This is a genomic window from Luteibacter rhizovicinus DSM 16549, from assembly GCF_001887595.1.
Classification (GTDB): domain Bacteria; phylum Pseudomonadota; class Gammaproteobacteria; order Xanthomonadales; family Rhodanobacteraceae; genus Luteibacter; species Luteibacter rhizovicinus.
The window spans coordinates 3,341,285-3,355,137 of sequence record NZ_CP017480.1 but is presented as its reverse complement, the minus strand read 5'-3'; the positions used below and the strand labels follow the sequence as shown (position 1 = coordinate 3,355,137).

Genomic DNA, 13,853 nt, shown 5'->3' with positions numbered 1-13,853 from the left:
CACCCGCGTCAGCGGCAGACCGGTACCCGGATCGACTGACCCACCTTCAGCGCATGGCCCTTGAGGCCATTGATCTTCGCGATGTCCTCGACATCCGCGCAGCTGCTCTTGCGCGCAATGCTGACCAGCGTGTCGCCACGACGCACGGTGTAGCTCTTCGACGCGCTGCCCGACGACTTCGACGACGATGACGAACCCGACGACGAGCCACTGACCAGGGCTGCCGAGGTGGCGGCCGGCGGAGGCGGCGCGACGATCTTCACCGCGTTATGCAGGTCGCTGGCGAGGATCGGCCACGGACCGTCCGCACAGCTGGAGGCATAGGCGCGCTCGAGCTGCTTGGGCACGTCCAGGCGTGCGCCGACCGGCTGGCTGACCTGGGGATCCAGGCGCGGATTGAGGTTGCGCAGCGTACGGAACCAACCCTGCGGCATGTCCTCGGCCGAGCCCAGGCAGACGGTGAGTTCCGACAGCGAGGCTGGGCGCTTGAGCACGATCTGCCCTGCTTCCCCGTCGATCTTCGGCCACTTCAGGTGGTAGCTGTCCGGGTGCAGGAACAGCCAGGCGGCCGCCAGCACCATCGGGACGTAGTCGCGCGTTTCGGCCGACATCTGGCCGTAGATCTGCGGGTCGTAGAAGCTGGCCCCGGGGCTCCCGGCGGCGATGCGGCGCATGCGCCCTTCGCCACCGTTGTAAGCCGCCAGCGTCATTTCCAGGTTGTTGTTGAAAGCGCCGAGCTGCTCGTCGATGTATTCCGCATTGGCCTGGGCGGCCATGGTCGGATCGAAGCGCTGGTCGAAACCGTCGGCGTTGGACAGGCCGAACCGCAGGCCGGTCGCGTACATGAACTGCAACGGCCCCGAAGCGCCCGAACGCGACACGGCATGCACCTTGCCGCCGGACTCCTTGGCCATGATGCCGAACAGCAGGGCTTCAGGCAGGTCGGCCTTCTTGTAAGCCGGCCACATCTTGTAGCGCATCATCTGGTAGTTGACGTAGGCGTCCATGAGGTTGGGGCGCAGCTGGGTCAGCCATAGCTCGAGGGCGGCTTTCACCGGCCCGTTCATCACCATCATGTCGGAGAACTGCTGGCCGCGAAGCATGGTGACGCTGCGCTGCGCCTGCGGCAGGGTACCGACCGCCACGGTGCCCGCGACGTCGCCCGGCTGGGCGCCGACTTCAGCCCCCTGCTCGGTGTCGTCGGCGTCCTCGCCTTCGATGAAGCTGCCGTCCTTCAGGCGCAGCAGACGATCGAACACGGCGGCGAACCGCTGGGGGTCGCAGCCCGGGGTCAGGCCACAACGGGCCGAGGCGTCCTTGAGCTGGTCCAGGGCCTGCTTGCGGGTCTGGGCGGCCTGCGGGGTGTCGCCACGGCGCGCCTGGTCGATCGAGGACTCGTAGCCCTTGCTAGCCTGGTTCATCCGGTCGTACAACGCATTGACCTCGGGGGTTGTCTTGCCCGGACGCGGCGCACCAGAGGAAGCGCAGCCGGCGAGGATCGCCAGCGGCAGGAAAATAAGAGGGCGCGGAACGCGAAAAGACATGCAGGGCTCGGGGTCGGACAATGCCGGCCACGTTACCCCTCAGGCCCTCCCGACTCAAGCGCCGGAATGCGAAATTCTCCGTAACGGCGCGCTGTTGCGTAAACTTGTTCAGGACATTCTTAAGGACGAAGCCATGCCCAACATCCTGATCGGCCGTAACGACGAGGCCACCGTCGAACTGGATTCCCGCTACGGCAACCGGCACGGCATGATTGCCGGCGCCACCGGTACGGGCAAGTCCGTGTCGCTGATGCTGTTGGCGGAAGGCTTCTCCCGGCTTGGCGTGCCCTGCTTCCTTGCCGACGCCAAGGGCGACCTGGCGGGGTTGTCACACGCGGCGGGTGCGCCGTCCGACAAGCTCACCGCCCGACTGGCGAAGCTGGGCCTGACCGACTGGAAGCCCCAGGCCAACCCGGTCGTCTTCTGGGACATCTACGGCAAGCTCGGCCATCCCGTCCGCGCCACGGTGTCGGAAATGGGCCCGACCCTGCTTTCACGCATCCTGGAGCTCAACGACACCCAGGAAGGCGTGCTCGAAGTGGTCTTCCGCGTCGCCGACGATGAAGGGCTGCTCCTGCTCGACCTCGCCGACCTGCGCGCCATGCTCGGCTTCGCCGCCGACCATGCCAAGGACATCTCCTCGCGCTACGGCCTGATCAGCGCGCAAAGCGTGGCCGCGATCCAGCGCTCCCTGCTCCGGCTGGAGCAGGACGGCGCTGACGCCTTCTTCGGTGAGCCAGCACTGGAACTGGCCGACCTGATGCGCCAGGACATGAGCGGTCGCGGTGTCATCAGCGTGCTGGCCGCCGAAACACTGATCATGAAGCCGCGCCTTTATTCCACCTTCCTGCTCTGGCTGCTCTCGGAACTGTTCGAGCAGTTGCCCGAGGTCGGCGATCTGGATGTACCGAAGATGGTCTTCTTCTTCGACGAGGCCCACCTGCTCTTCGATGACGCCCCGGCGGCGCTTCGCCAGCGCGTGGAGCAAGTCGTCCGGCTCATCCGCTCGAAGGGCGTGGGCGTGTACTTCTGTTCGCAGAATCCGGACGACGTTCCCGGCGAGATCCTCGGCCAGCTCGGCAATCGCGTGCAGCATGCCCTGCGCGCTTTCACGCCGCGCGACCAGAAAGCGGTCAAGGCCGCAGCGGAGACGTTCGCGCGCAATCCGAAGCTCGACGTCGTGGAGACCATCGGCACACTGGGCACCGGCGAAGCGCTGGCCTCGACGCTCGGCGACGGCGGCGTGCCCTCGCCCGTGCAGAAGATCCTCGTGGCAACGCCGGTGTGCCGCATCGGTGCGATCACGATCGAGGAACGTGGGGCCGTGCGTTCGCGCTCACCGGTGGGCGCCAAATACGACACCACGGTGAACCGCGAGTCGGCCGAGGAAAAACTCGCGGTGCGTGCGTCGGAGAAGAGTGCGCAGGACGCGCCGACAACACGATCCGCGGAGGGGAAAAACGACGATGCACCGGCCGATGCCGGGTGGAGTGGCGCCGTTCGCGACGCCGTATTCGGCACCAGACGTCGACAGGGCATGATCGAGACCATGGCCAAATCCATGGTGCGTACGGCGGGCTCGCGCGCGGGCCAGCAGATCGTGCGCGGCATCCTCGGCAGCATCTTCGGCGGAAAGCGCTGACCATGCCGCAGCATGCGCTTGCCGATGCCACCACGTCGTTCACCCAGCGCATCCTCATCGGGGTGCGCTATCCGCTGCGTGGCGCCGCACTGATAACGATCCTCGCCGTCGCTGCATTCCAGCTGCTGACGATCGTGCCCATCTCGCTCGTTCGCGTCCTCGTGCTGTTCCTCAGCTGGATCGCGCTCTACACCTATGCAATCGAGTGCCTGCGCCACAGCGCGGACGGCTTCGCCGATCCGCCCGAAATGGCCGTCAACACGGAAGACCGCACGAGCGTAGCGCTGATCGTCATCCAGCTCGCCGGCAACGCATTTGCCTTGCTTGCGACGCTTTACTTCGGCACGCCGGGTTTGCTGGTCTTGCTGCTGTTCGCCTTCGTGCTACCGATCATGACGATGTCGTTGACCTTCGACGGCGTGGAGGCGGCACTCAACCCACTCACCTGGATCACCGTCGTCGCCCGGCTGGGCGGTGACTACCTGCTGCTTTTCGCCATCGTGACGGGCGCGGCCCTCCTCCAGGCCGGCGCGATATACGCCCTCCTGGGTCGCGGCCCGACCTTCCTCGGCACAGCGGCGTTCTATGTCGTCGCCAACTACCTGACGATCTACACTTTCCACCTGATGGGCGCACTGATCCACCATCGACACGAATCCCTCGGCTACCAACCCGAATCCGAAGTCATCGCCGAAGCTGCGAACCCGGACGATGATGTCGCCCTGCTCGGCCATGTAAACCTGATCGCCCGCGACGACATTCCAGGCGCCACCGACATCCTCACCGAGCGACTGCGCGAAGGCCTCGCAGCGGTCGCCATGCACACGCGTTATCGCGAACTGTTGCGGGTGCAAGGCCGCCTTCCCGAGCTGCTCGTGCATGGCCAAATCTGGATCGCCGCACTGGTCCAGGCCAAGGAAGAACGGCGCGCGCTCGGCGTCGTGCAGGACTGCGTCGACGTCGATCCCGCCTTCCTTCCCGATGCCACGATCACCTGCGGGCCCCTTGCCGATACCGCGGCGCACGGCGGCATGACCCGGCTGGCCCTGCACCTCGCCCTCGGCTACCTGCGTGCCTGGCCCGGCGACATGGGCGCGCCACACTACGGCCTGCTCGCCCTGCGCATGCACGAGCGCCAGCGAGAACCCGCCGAAGCGGCAGCGCTCGGCCGGCGACTCCTGGCCGCCTATCCCGACCATCCACTACGCGGTGACATCGAGGCCCTGCTCGCATCGTTGGCGACGACACGCAAGGTGTCGCCATGAGTCGCTGGCGTCCACCCGCACCGTCGTCGACCGCGATCATCACGCGCGAAGGCTTCGAGCGCCTGAAGAGCGAGCTCGATCATCTGTGGCATACGGTGCGGCCGGAGGTCGTCAAGGCGCTGGCCGCCGCCGCCGCGGAGGGCGACCGGTCCGAGAACGCCGAATACACCTATCGCAAGAAGCAGCTCGGTGAGATCGACCGTCGCGCGCGCTACCTGAGCAAGCGTATTCCCGTGCTGCAGGTGGTCGAGGCCGTCGTATCCCAGCGCGACGCCGTCTTCTTCGGCGCCACGATGGAAATCGAGAACGTCGAAACGGGCGAAACCGTGCGTTACCGCATCGTCGGCCCCGACGAGACCGATGCACGCAAGGGATGGATCAGCATCGATTCGCCCATGGCGCGGGCGGTCCTGAAAAAGCGCGTCGACGATGAATTCGAGGCGGATTTGCCAGGCGGGCGCACGCGCTTTGCCGTGGTGTCCGTCGAGTACAGCTGACGCCCCCTCACCCCGGTAGGAGCCGATTCATCGGCGATCCCGCGGCAGCGGGCAGGGATGCCGCAAGCACCCATTCGCCGATGAATCGGCTCCCACAGAGGGGCGATGGCGGCCATGAAGTGATGGCCCCGCTGTGGGAGCCGGCTATGCCGGCGATGAGTGCAGCCGGGAGACGAGGTGCTCCAGGCCGGCGGTAAACTGCGACACGTCGCGCGCAAACGCCTCGACGGCCGCGCGATCGACATCGCCGCCCTCCCGCAGCGCCAGCTCCATGCGTTCACCTTTCTCCGCCACGGGCGAGGTGCCGAAGACATTCACGCCACCGAGTACGTGATGGATCCACCCGGCGACCTCCTCGCGATCGGCCCGCTCGATCACCGGCGCAAGACGGCCCAGGGCCTCCCGCGTCGCCTCCACGCCCGCACGAATCACGCTGGCAACGTTGTTGTCCGAGCCGAACGCACGGCGAAGACGCGCCATGTCGATCGTGGGCTCGACCACAACGCCCTCCTCAAGCCAGTGCGCGACCATGGCGTGAAACGCTTCGAGCCGGATCGGCTTGCGTAGCAGATCGTCCATGCCAGCCGCCAGGCAAAGCTCGCGCTGGTCCGCCCGCGCATCCGCCGTCATCGCGACGATGGCAAGATGCGTTCCCGTACCGGCCTCGCGACGACGCACTTCTCGCGCCACCGCATAGCCGTCCATGCGCGGCATGTGGCAGTCGACGAGAAGCAGATCGTAAGGCTGCGCTTCGAGCGCCTCCATCGCCGCCACGCCGTCTTCGACCACGTCGCACTCGTAACCGCGCAAGCCCAACTGCACGCGCACGAGAGCCTGGTTCACCGGATGGTCCTCGGCCAGCAGGATGCGCGCGTCAGGTCGCAACGGGCGCACCGGCAAGGGTGAATCCGCCCGCATGTCGACCGGCGCCTCCGGCATCTCCGCCACCGGAAGGTCCAGCGTCACGGTCACCGTCGTGCCCTGCCCTGGCTCGCTGTCGATGGCAATGTGGCCGCCCATGCGTTCGATCAGACGCCGCGAGATGCTCAGGCCGAGACCGGTACCGCCAAAGCGCCGCGTGGTCGAGGATTCCGCCTGGCTGAAGGGCGCGAACACGTGACGTAGCTTGGCGGCGTGGATGCCGATACCCGTATCGGCAATGACGAAACGCAGTCGTTGCCGCGAGGCGAGCGTTTCGTCGACGCGCACCGCCACGTCGATCTCACCGGTCGCGGTGAACTTGATGGCATTGCCGATGACGTTGAGCAACACCTGGCGCAGCCGCCCGTCGTCGACCAGGACGCACGGCGCGAGGGCCTCGTCGAAGCGCGTATGCATGGCCAACCCCTTCGCTTCCGCCTGCGAGGCGAGGATAGCCACGGCGCCGTCGACGATGCTGCGCGGATCGGATGGTTGGGGATCGAAGGTCAGGTGCCCCGCTTCGATCTTCGAAAAATCGAGCACATCATCGAGGATGTGCAACAACGCCTCCGCCGAGTGTTCGATGGTGGAAACCATCGTGCGCTGCTCCGCATCCAGCCGCGTGCGTTCCAGCACGTCGAGCAAGCCGATCACGCCGTTCATCGGCGTGCGGATCTCATGACTGATCGTGGCGAGGAAATCGCTTTTCGCACGCGTCGCCGCTTCCGCCTCGTCGCGGGCACGTGCCAGGCCACGCGCCGCCTGTTCCTGCGCGGTCACGTCCACCCAGTAACCATTCCAGCGCACGGTACCGTCGGCCGCGGCCAAGGGCACCGCATCCGAACTGAGGTAGCGCACGCGGCCGCTGATCTGGGCGCGAACGGTGATATGCAGCGGATTCAGCTCGCGCGCCGAGCGCTCGAAAGCGGCGCGGAGGGCTTCGCGATCCTCGGGCGGCACGGGCGCGAGCATCGCTTCGCCGCCGCCGAGCACTTCGGCCGGCTCCATGCCCAGCACGCGCTGGGGGTCGCCACCGACGTAGGTCATCGCATAGCTGCCATCCGTTCCGCGCACGGCCTCATAGACGACAGCCGGCACGTGGGCCGTGACTTCGGCGAGGCGCCGTTCGGTGCGCTCGCGACGGCGTGTCTCGCGGCGCAGGTTGAGGTAGGCGTAGCTGATCGCGATCAGCGAGAACAGCAGCACCGCGACGAAGGGCAGCACGCGACCGGCCACTTCGCGCCATGTCGGGCCGACGACGTAATGCGAGGCGAACCAGGTATTGCGGATCTCCTGTTGGCGATGCGTGGAGAGGTTCACCAGCACGCGGTTGACCAGGGGAAGTAGTGGCGCCAGTTCGCGGCGAACGCCGATCGCGATCGCTTCCGAATCCCCCGTCGGGGCAGCGACTTTCAGCTGACCGAGGAAGCTCTCGCGAATCAGGTAGTCGACGGAGGCCAGATTGCCTACGAACGCGTCGCCCTCCCCCGCGGCCAGCCTGCGCAAGCCCTCGGCCTCGGTGTCCACGGGAATAGCCTGCACGTTGGGAATGCGTCCGAGCAGGCGCCGGATCGGTTCACGCGTCATGTTCGCGATGACGCGCTTGCCAGTGAGGTCGTCACGGCCGGCAATGGTTGGCGCGCCCTCGCGGGTGACGATCATGATCGGGAAGTCGAGATAGGGCACGCTCGCTTCGAGGACGGGAAATGTCGCGCTCTGCGGGTTGATCGCCGCAACGAGGTCCACCTCGCCCTTCTTTACCCGGTCCACCGTACCCGCCCAGTTCTCGCTGGGCACCTGGGTGATCCGAATACCGAGCTCCGCGGCGATCTCGCGTACGTAATCGAGCGAGAGACCTTCCGCCTCACCTTGCCCCGTGATCAGGCTGAAAGGCGCATAGCTGGGATCGACACCGAGCCGCAGCGGCGGCAACGCCGCCAGCCAGGCCTTCTCGCGTTCGCTGAGCGGGATACCGTCCTGGCGCGGTCGCGGCGCGATATCGCGTCCTACCCATCGCGCGCGCAGGCGCCCATGGTCGGCCGCGGTGAGCTCACCCAGGGCGTGGTCGATGGCATCCCCCAGGGGTGCGCGGTCGGCTGGCACCGCGAACGCCAGCGCGCTGATCGGCAGCGCGAGGGGGCCGCCCACGCGCAATTCGCTCTCCAGACCAAGTCGAGCCACGAACTCGCGAGCCGAATAGGGGTTATCGATATAGGCGGCAACGTCGCCGGAGCGGACCAGGGCGAGCGCCTCCGCCGTCGACCCGGTCTCCACCAGGGTCGTCTCAGGCAGTTCGCGACGCAGCGCGCCGACGTCGAAATAGCCGGCGTGGACCGCAAGGCGTTTGCCGCTCAGCTCGCCAGGGCGGTGGATGATCGGTACGTCGATGCGCTCGACCAGGGCCGGCAGCGATTCGAAGTAGGTGGCGCCCACGCGGATGCCGGGCATGCCCTTCTCAAGGGGCGTGACCGAGGTCGCGACGTCGATGTCGCCACGCGCGAGTGCCTTGAGCAATTCCGGCCAGGTGGCGTAGGTGCGGGTCTGCAGGGTCACCCCGAGCTCACCGGCGATCTCGCGCAGGTAATCCGGCCCCAGACCCTCGAGTTCACCCTCACGCAGCTCGTCGAACGGCGGGTAGCCCTCGCGATACGCGCCCACGGTGAGCACCGGATGGTGGCGCAGCCACTCGCGGTCTTCGCGCGGCAGCGGCGTGTCAGGCAGGGCCGAGGCCGGGCCTGAGAGCACAACCAGTATTAACAGGAGGATTCGTCGAATCACGTCGGAGGCTTCGTCAGGGGAACTTCAAAGGCATAATCGGCTCTATACGCCGCGTTGACACGCCAACAGGAGAACACAAGGCATGCCACTCAAGGTCATTCTGGCAGACGATCACCCGCTGGTTCTGGTGGGCGGACGGCTTGCGCTGGAGAATGCGCACATCGAAGTCGTCGGTGCAGCCAAGGCAGCGGACGAGCTGTTGACCCTGCTCGCAGAGAAAGAATGCGACGTCGTCATTACGGATTTTCTCATGCCGAGCGATCGGCAGGACGACGGATTCCTCCTGCTCGAGACGATCACCAGGACGTATCCCCACGTCGCCCTCGTCGTGCTGACGATGATCAACCGACCGGCGGCGCTGCAGTCCATGCTCGGCCGCGGTGCCCGCGGCATCATCGACAAGCGCGCTCCGATGGATGAGCTCGCCACGGCCGCGCGTGCCGTCCATGACGGGGAAACCTATCTCAGCGAAACCCTGCTCGACATCCTCAACGAGGCCGACGAAACCTCGGTGGCGATGCCCGGCACCCCGCTGTCGCCACGCGAGATCGAAGTGATCCGCATGTTCGTCAACGGCATGTCGTTGCAGCAGATCGCCGATCAGGAAGGCAAATCGGTGAAGACCATCAGCCGGCAGAAGCGCGATGCGATGCGCAAGCTCGGCGTGGATCACGACAGCCTGCTGGGCGAGCACGTACGCGACCACGGCCTGATCTAGGCCGTTAGCGGCGCCGGGTAGGTCCGGCCCGCACGCAGCGGCTGGAAACAAGGTGCCGTCGTGTAGAACGCTTCCTCGTCGGTTCCGGCGTGCCATCCCGGCACGCCCGATACCGGGAGAGGACGCAGTTCCTGAGGATCGTTCAACACGGACGCATCGGCGATCGCACGCGCACACACAGCGCGCGCATCGCACTCCCCCATCACCACCAGGGCCTTGCCGACCAGCAGCTTCTCGGGCACGAGCGCGTGCTCGAGAAGTGCGTGTCCAAAGATCGCGACGTGCGCCCGTCCGTCGCGCCACGCGTCCCTGTGCGTCCAGAACAGCGTGTGCCAGTCGTGTACGTCCCACGCCGCGAGCATGGCCGGGTCCTGCAGGGTTACGATCATTCCCGCCTCGTCGAAATGCGTCAACGCGCACTGCGCGCGCGAACGCTGTCGCGGTCCCATCACGGCGATTTCCGCCATCTGCCGCGCATTCAGCGCGCGCTTGAGCGCGCCATGGCGTAGCCAGACGAAGGCATTGAACAAGTCGTGCCAGTTTTCACTGCGAGTGGCGATGACGCCATGGCGCGCAATGCGCTCCTCGTAATGCAGGCCATCGGCGAGGAGCGCGGCATCCTGCGTGAGGAAACGGACGTCCGAGGTATCGGGCAGCAAGGCATTCAGGGCGTCGATCGCGGGCCAGTCCGACCCGTCGATCAACGCACTGAACTCGCCCCAATGGGACAGGGGCGGCGACACGAGAACGCTCCGCTCGAGCGTCTCACGCGTGGGCGCCACGTACCGCATGGAACTTAGGCCAGACGACCGTAGAGGTCGTGCGCGTCGGCTTCTTCCACCAGCACGTCGACGAACTGACCCGGCTTGAGCATCTGGCCATCGTCGATGCGCACGGCACCGTCGATTTCCGGCGCATCGGCACTGGAGCGGCCCCACGCGCCATCGGCATCGATTTCATCGATCAGCACCTTGATCGTGCTGCCGACCTTGCGCTGCAGCTTGGCGGCCGAGATCTCCGCCTGCACCGCCATGAACTGCTCGAGGCGGTCTTCCTTCAGCTCCTCGTCGATCTGGCCGGGGAGATCGTTGGCCTTCGCACCGTCGACCGGCGAATAGGCGAACGCACCGACGCGATCGAGTTCGGCTTCGCGAAGGAAGCCGAGCAGTTCCTGGAATTCCGCATCCGTCTCGCCGGGGAAACCGACGATGAAGGTGCTGCGGATGGTCAGATCCGGCACCTGGCGGCGCCAGTTCTGGATGCGCTCCAGCGTCTTGTCGACATTGCCCGGGCGCTTCATCAGCTTGAGGATGCGCGGGCTGGCGTGCTGGAAGGGAATATCGAGGTACGGAAGAATCTTGCCGTCGGCCATCAGCGGCATGATCTCGTCGACGTGCGGATACGGGTAGACGTAGTGCAGTCGCGTCCAGATGCCGAGTTCCGAGAGACCTTCGCAGAGTTCGGTCATGCGCGTGCGATACGACTTGCCGCGCCATTCGCGCTCGGCGTAACGGACATCCACGCCGTAGGCGCTGGTGTCCTGCGAGATCACCAGCAGCTCCTTCACGCCACCCTTGGCCAGCTTCTCCGCTTCCATCAGCACCTGGTCGACCGGACGGCTGACGAGGTCGCCGCGCATCGACGGGATGATGCAGAAGCTGCAACGGTGATTGCAGCCTTCGGAAATCTTCAGGTACGCGTAGTGCTTCGGCGTCAGCTTCACGCCGATGTCGGGCACCAGGTCGAGGAACTTGTTGCGCGTCGGCGGGATGGCCTGATGCACCGCACTCATCACGCTGGCGTAGTCCTGCGGGCCGCTGATCGAGAGCACGTCCGGATAGCTTTCGCGGATCAGTTCCGAACGCTTGCCGAGGCAGCCGGTGACGATCACCTTGCCGTTCTCATGCAGCGCTTCGCCGATCGCGTCGAGCGATTCCTGCACGGCGGAGTCGATGAAGCCGCAGGTGTTCACCACCACGGCATCGGCCTCGCCGTAGCTCGGGACGATCTCGTAGCCCTCGACCTTGAGCTGGGTGAGGATACGTTCGGAGTCGACGAGCGCTTTCGGGCAGCCAAGCGAGACAAACCCCACCTTCGGCGATGACTCACGACTAGTCGTTGAATTTACTGCGTTTTTCACAAAACCACCGATGTTCGCTTGGGCATATGAGCCCTGGCTGACGAAACCGGGGATTTTACCCTGCTGAACACTCTGCCGTCTGGAAAACCGGATGTGGCCGCGTCCGGGCGAATTTCACAGAAGGCGCGCTGGCTGAGACATCTACAACGCAAGGTCTGCCATGGGTCGGAAGCGGACCTAAGCATTCCCGTCAAGAACCTGCGCGCAAATCGAATGCCAAACCACGGCGTCTAGTGCCATCACGCGCTGCCAATCAATCTTGCCAGTCAACGAAGGGTGAGGCGCAAACCCGTAAAACTGAGCGCTTCCACGAGACACCCCTCGCTCAACCAATAGCGCGACGCCATCGACAAGGAGGTTTCTCTGTTGCCATTCGGGGGTGTTCATACACCTGGAAAATTCATCGAACGTGGCGGCCACTTGGCCCACCCCGCCTTCCAGGACGTCCAAGCGGTGAACACTTCCATCCGGGCGATGGAAGAACAGGTCACCGAAAGCGGAGGCACCATGAGAGCGACCCTACCTTGGACGGTACCAGGCCATTGTCCGAACAATGCCGGCCCATTCAAAGCGGAGGCATCAACAAAGATGTCCGCCCACGTTAGCTTTGCCATCTGGCTCCCCCGATGTAGCCGTTTGCCCGCACGATCATAAGGTCAGCTTCGGGTCGAAAGCGGACATTAAAGGTACGCAGCTTCGCTCATCCTACTGGCGCCGATAGTAGGCACGATAATCGCCGCTTTCCACACTAACGGCCCGGACCTTTCCAACTGCGTCGCGATGAAACTCAAGCTGCATAAGAGGCATGGAGTCGGACCCCGGATCGACGAAGCGTGTGGGCGACAGGGCCTCCAGCTGGTGCACATCAGCGTCGCCCGGCACTCGCATCGATGCCTTGCCGTGGGACATCGTAATTTGGAACGAATTGGTATCAAAATCATCGGCGAGCCGGCCGCGCACATCCATGGGAACACTGTCGTCCAGGCGATACGTGCCCTGGTAGTCCGCATAGGAAGCGTCGGCAGGATCGAGTGCGACCGCATGCAACACGGGATCGACTCCCTGACCGATCATGTCGGACAACGCATGCCTGATTTCCAGGCGCAAACGGGCACCGTTCGGGCTATTGGTCAGGATCACGAAGCCGTCGCCCGTCTCGAGATAGCCCTCCATCCAGGCGCGGTAGTTGTCGTTGGAGCCGCTGTGGAAGAACACCCGTCCGTTACCCGATCCCAGTAGTTCCGGGCCAAGCCCCTGGGGACTGGGCGATACGGCGCTCATCATTTGCGTGGCAAGGGTGCGCGACAGGAATTCGTTACGTCCCCGATAGCTTTCGATCAACGTGGCGACCATGTCACCGAGCTCGCTCGCGCTCGTCCACAACCCCGAAGCGGCCTGCTCGGGAAACGTCTGCCACCCGCGCGGCAACGCGATGAGCCGGCCTTGTTCATCGTGGGCCTTGGCGATATTGCCGCGTGAGGCAGACAGCGGACTCTCAAACGTGCTTCGCTGCATGTGCAGCGGATCGAGCAGCCAGGTGCGGGCTGACGTAGCAAAATCAGTATGGGTCACGTCTTCGAGCAACTGTTGCTCCACCTCGATGCCCCCGCCGGAATAGGCGTAGCGCGAGCCCGGTGGGTGGATAAGTCGAACGGCATGGTGCTTGGCAGGCGGCAGACCATCCAGCGTTTGCAGCAAGGTCGGCACTTGCTCCTGAGGCAGGAAATCGGGAAAGCCGCCCACATTGAACCCGGAGGTGTGCGACATCAGCATGCGCAGGGTGACGTCGGGATGGAGCATGTCCTTGGTAACCGGGACATGCCAGCTCGTCAGGTAGGTATCGACGTTGCGGTCAAGGTCCAGCTTCCCTGCCTGCACCATGCGCAGGATCATGACGGCCGTCGCTACCTTGCTGATCGAGCCGGCCGAAAACAGCGTATCGCCGTCGACTTTGTCATTCGTGCCAGCTTCCCGAAGCCCGTACCCCTTCGCCTGCCAAACCTTGCCATTGCGCAGCACCGCGACGGCAACGCCGGGGATGTGGTAGTACGCCATCCGGTCGTGAAGCGACCAGTGCGGAACGGGCCGGCCGACCTCGACGATCGCGGGGCGAAGGTTGTTTTCCCACGAAGAATTATCGGTACCTGACTCAGTAGCCGAAACCAGCGGAATCGAAAAAGCAACGAGCGTAAGCACCGCCAGTTTCCCGAAGAAGCGAGGTGTCTGACGCTGCACAAACGTGATCGACATGTGGCAATTCTCCAGTCATCCATGAACGCCGGCGCGGCGCGCCGACAGGTGGCTACCCTCTGCGCCATGCCGCCTTGGGTCGAAAGCGGACATGACAG

9 protein-coding genes are annotated in these 13,853 nt (G+C 65.1%); 4 read left to right on the top strand and 5 right to left on the bottom strand.

What is annotated here, in order from left to right; genetic code table 11:
- Positions 1-8: 8 nt before the first annotated feature.
- Positions 9-1,544, bottom strand: a complete 1,536-nt coding sequence (locus BJI69_RS15400; protein WP_046967179.1) for a transglycosylase SLT domain-containing protein — start codon at positions 1,542-1,544, stop codon at positions 9-11.
- A 133-nt stretch (positions 1,545-1,677) separates the two neighbouring features.
- On the opposite strand from BJI69_RS15400, the gene BJI69_RS15395 reads away from it, so the two are divergent.
- From BJI69_RS15395 to greB, 3 genes are read left to right on the top strand one after another with little or no spacing between them, the layout of a single operon-like run.
- Positions 1,678-3,186 carry a helicase HerA-like domain-containing protein gene (locus BJI69_RS15395; RefSeq protein WP_046967178.1) on the top strand — a complete coding sequence of 503 codons (1,509 nt, stop codon included), beginning with the start codon at positions 1,678-1,680 and terminating at the stop codon, positions 3,184-3,186.
- Positions 3,187-3,188: 2 nt separating this feature from the next.
- On the top strand, positions 3,189-4,451 hold the full coding sequence (locus tag BJI69_RS15390; RefSeq protein WP_046967177.1) for a hypothetical protein: 1,263 nt from the start codon (positions 3,189-3,191) through the stop codon (positions 4,449-4,451).
- Positions 4,448-4,948, top strand: a complete 501-nt coding sequence (gene greB / locus BJI69_RS15385) for a transcription elongation factor GreB (protein ID WP_046967176.1) — start codon at positions 4,448-4,450, stop codon at positions 4,946-4,948. The genes BJI69_RS15390 and greB overlap by 4 nt, the downstream gene beginning before the upstream one ends.
- Positions 4,949-5,092: 144 nt before the next feature.
- On the opposite strand, the gene BJI69_RS15380 is transcribed toward greB, so the two are convergent.
- Positions 5,093-8,647 (bottom strand): ATP-binding protein, encoded by a 3,555-nt coding sequence (locus BJI69_RS15380; RefSeq protein WP_078023225.1) that lies wholly within the window; start codon positions 8,645-8,647, stop codon positions 5,093-5,095.
- Positions 8,648-8,729: 82 nt separating this feature from the next.
- Between BJI69_RS15380 and BJI69_RS15375 the strand changes: the two genes are divergently transcribed.
- Positions 8,730-9,365: a response regulator gene (locus BJI69_RS15375; protein ID WP_046967174.1), complete on the top strand. Its 636-nt coding sequence runs from the start codon at positions 8,730-8,732 to the stop codon at positions 9,363-9,365.
- On the opposite strand, the gene BJI69_RS15370 is transcribed toward BJI69_RS15375, so the two are convergent.
- The 3 genes from BJI69_RS15370 to BJI69_RS15355 form a co-directional block, all read right to left on the bottom strand.
- On the bottom strand, positions 9,362-10,156 hold the full coding sequence (locus BJI69_RS15370) for a DUF3025 domain-containing protein (RefSeq protein WP_046967173.1): 795 nt from the start codon (positions 10,154-10,156) through the stop codon (positions 9,362-9,364). The two genes, BJI69_RS15375 and BJI69_RS15370, sit on opposite strands and share 4 nt — an antisense overlap.
- Before the next feature lie 5 nt (positions 10,157-10,161).
- Positions 10,162-11,505, bottom strand: a complete 1,344-nt coding sequence (rimO, locus tag BJI69_RS15365; protein WP_046967172.1) for a 30S ribosomal protein S12 methylthiotransferase RimO — start codon at positions 11,503-11,505, stop codon at positions 10,162-10,164.
- A 705-nt stretch (positions 11,506-12,210) separates the two neighbouring features.
- Complete coding sequence (locus BJI69_RS15355; protein WP_046967170.1) at positions 12,211-13,755, bottom strand: serine hydrolase domain-containing protein; 1,545 nt, start codon at positions 13,753-13,755, stop codon at positions 12,211-12,213.
- Positions 13,756-13,853: the final 98 nt, after the last annotated feature.

Excerpts from the sequence above, each read along its gene's own strand:
- BJI69_RS15400 (WP_046967179.1), bottom strand. The coding sequence starts at position 1,544 with ATGTCTTTTCGCGTTCCGCGCCCTCTTATTTTCCTGCCGCTGGCGATC.
- BJI69_RS15395 (WP_046967178.1), top strand. The coding sequence starts at position 1,678 with ATGCCCAACATCCTGATCGGCCGTAACGACGAGGCCACCGTCGAACTG.
- BJI69_RS15390 (WP_046967177.1), top strand. The coding sequence starts at position 3,189 with ATGCCGCAGCATGCGCTTGCCGATGCCACCACGTCGTTCACCCAGCGC.
- greB (WP_046967176.1), top strand. The coding sequence starts at position 4,448 with ATGAGTCGCTGGCGTCCACCCGCACCGTCGTCGACCGCGATCATCACG.
- BJI69_RS15375 (WP_046967174.1), top strand. The coding sequence starts at position 8,730 with ATGCCACTCAAGGTCATTCTGGCAGACGATCACCCGCTGGTTCTGGTG.
- BJI69_RS15370 (WP_046967173.1), bottom strand. The coding sequence starts at position 10,156 with ATGCGGTACGTGGCGCCCACGCGTGAGACGCTCGAGCGGAGCGTTCTC.
- BJI69_RS15355 (WP_046967170.1), bottom strand. The coding sequence starts at position 13,755 with ATGTCGATCACGTTTGTGCAGCGTCAGACACCTCGCTTCTTCGGGAAA.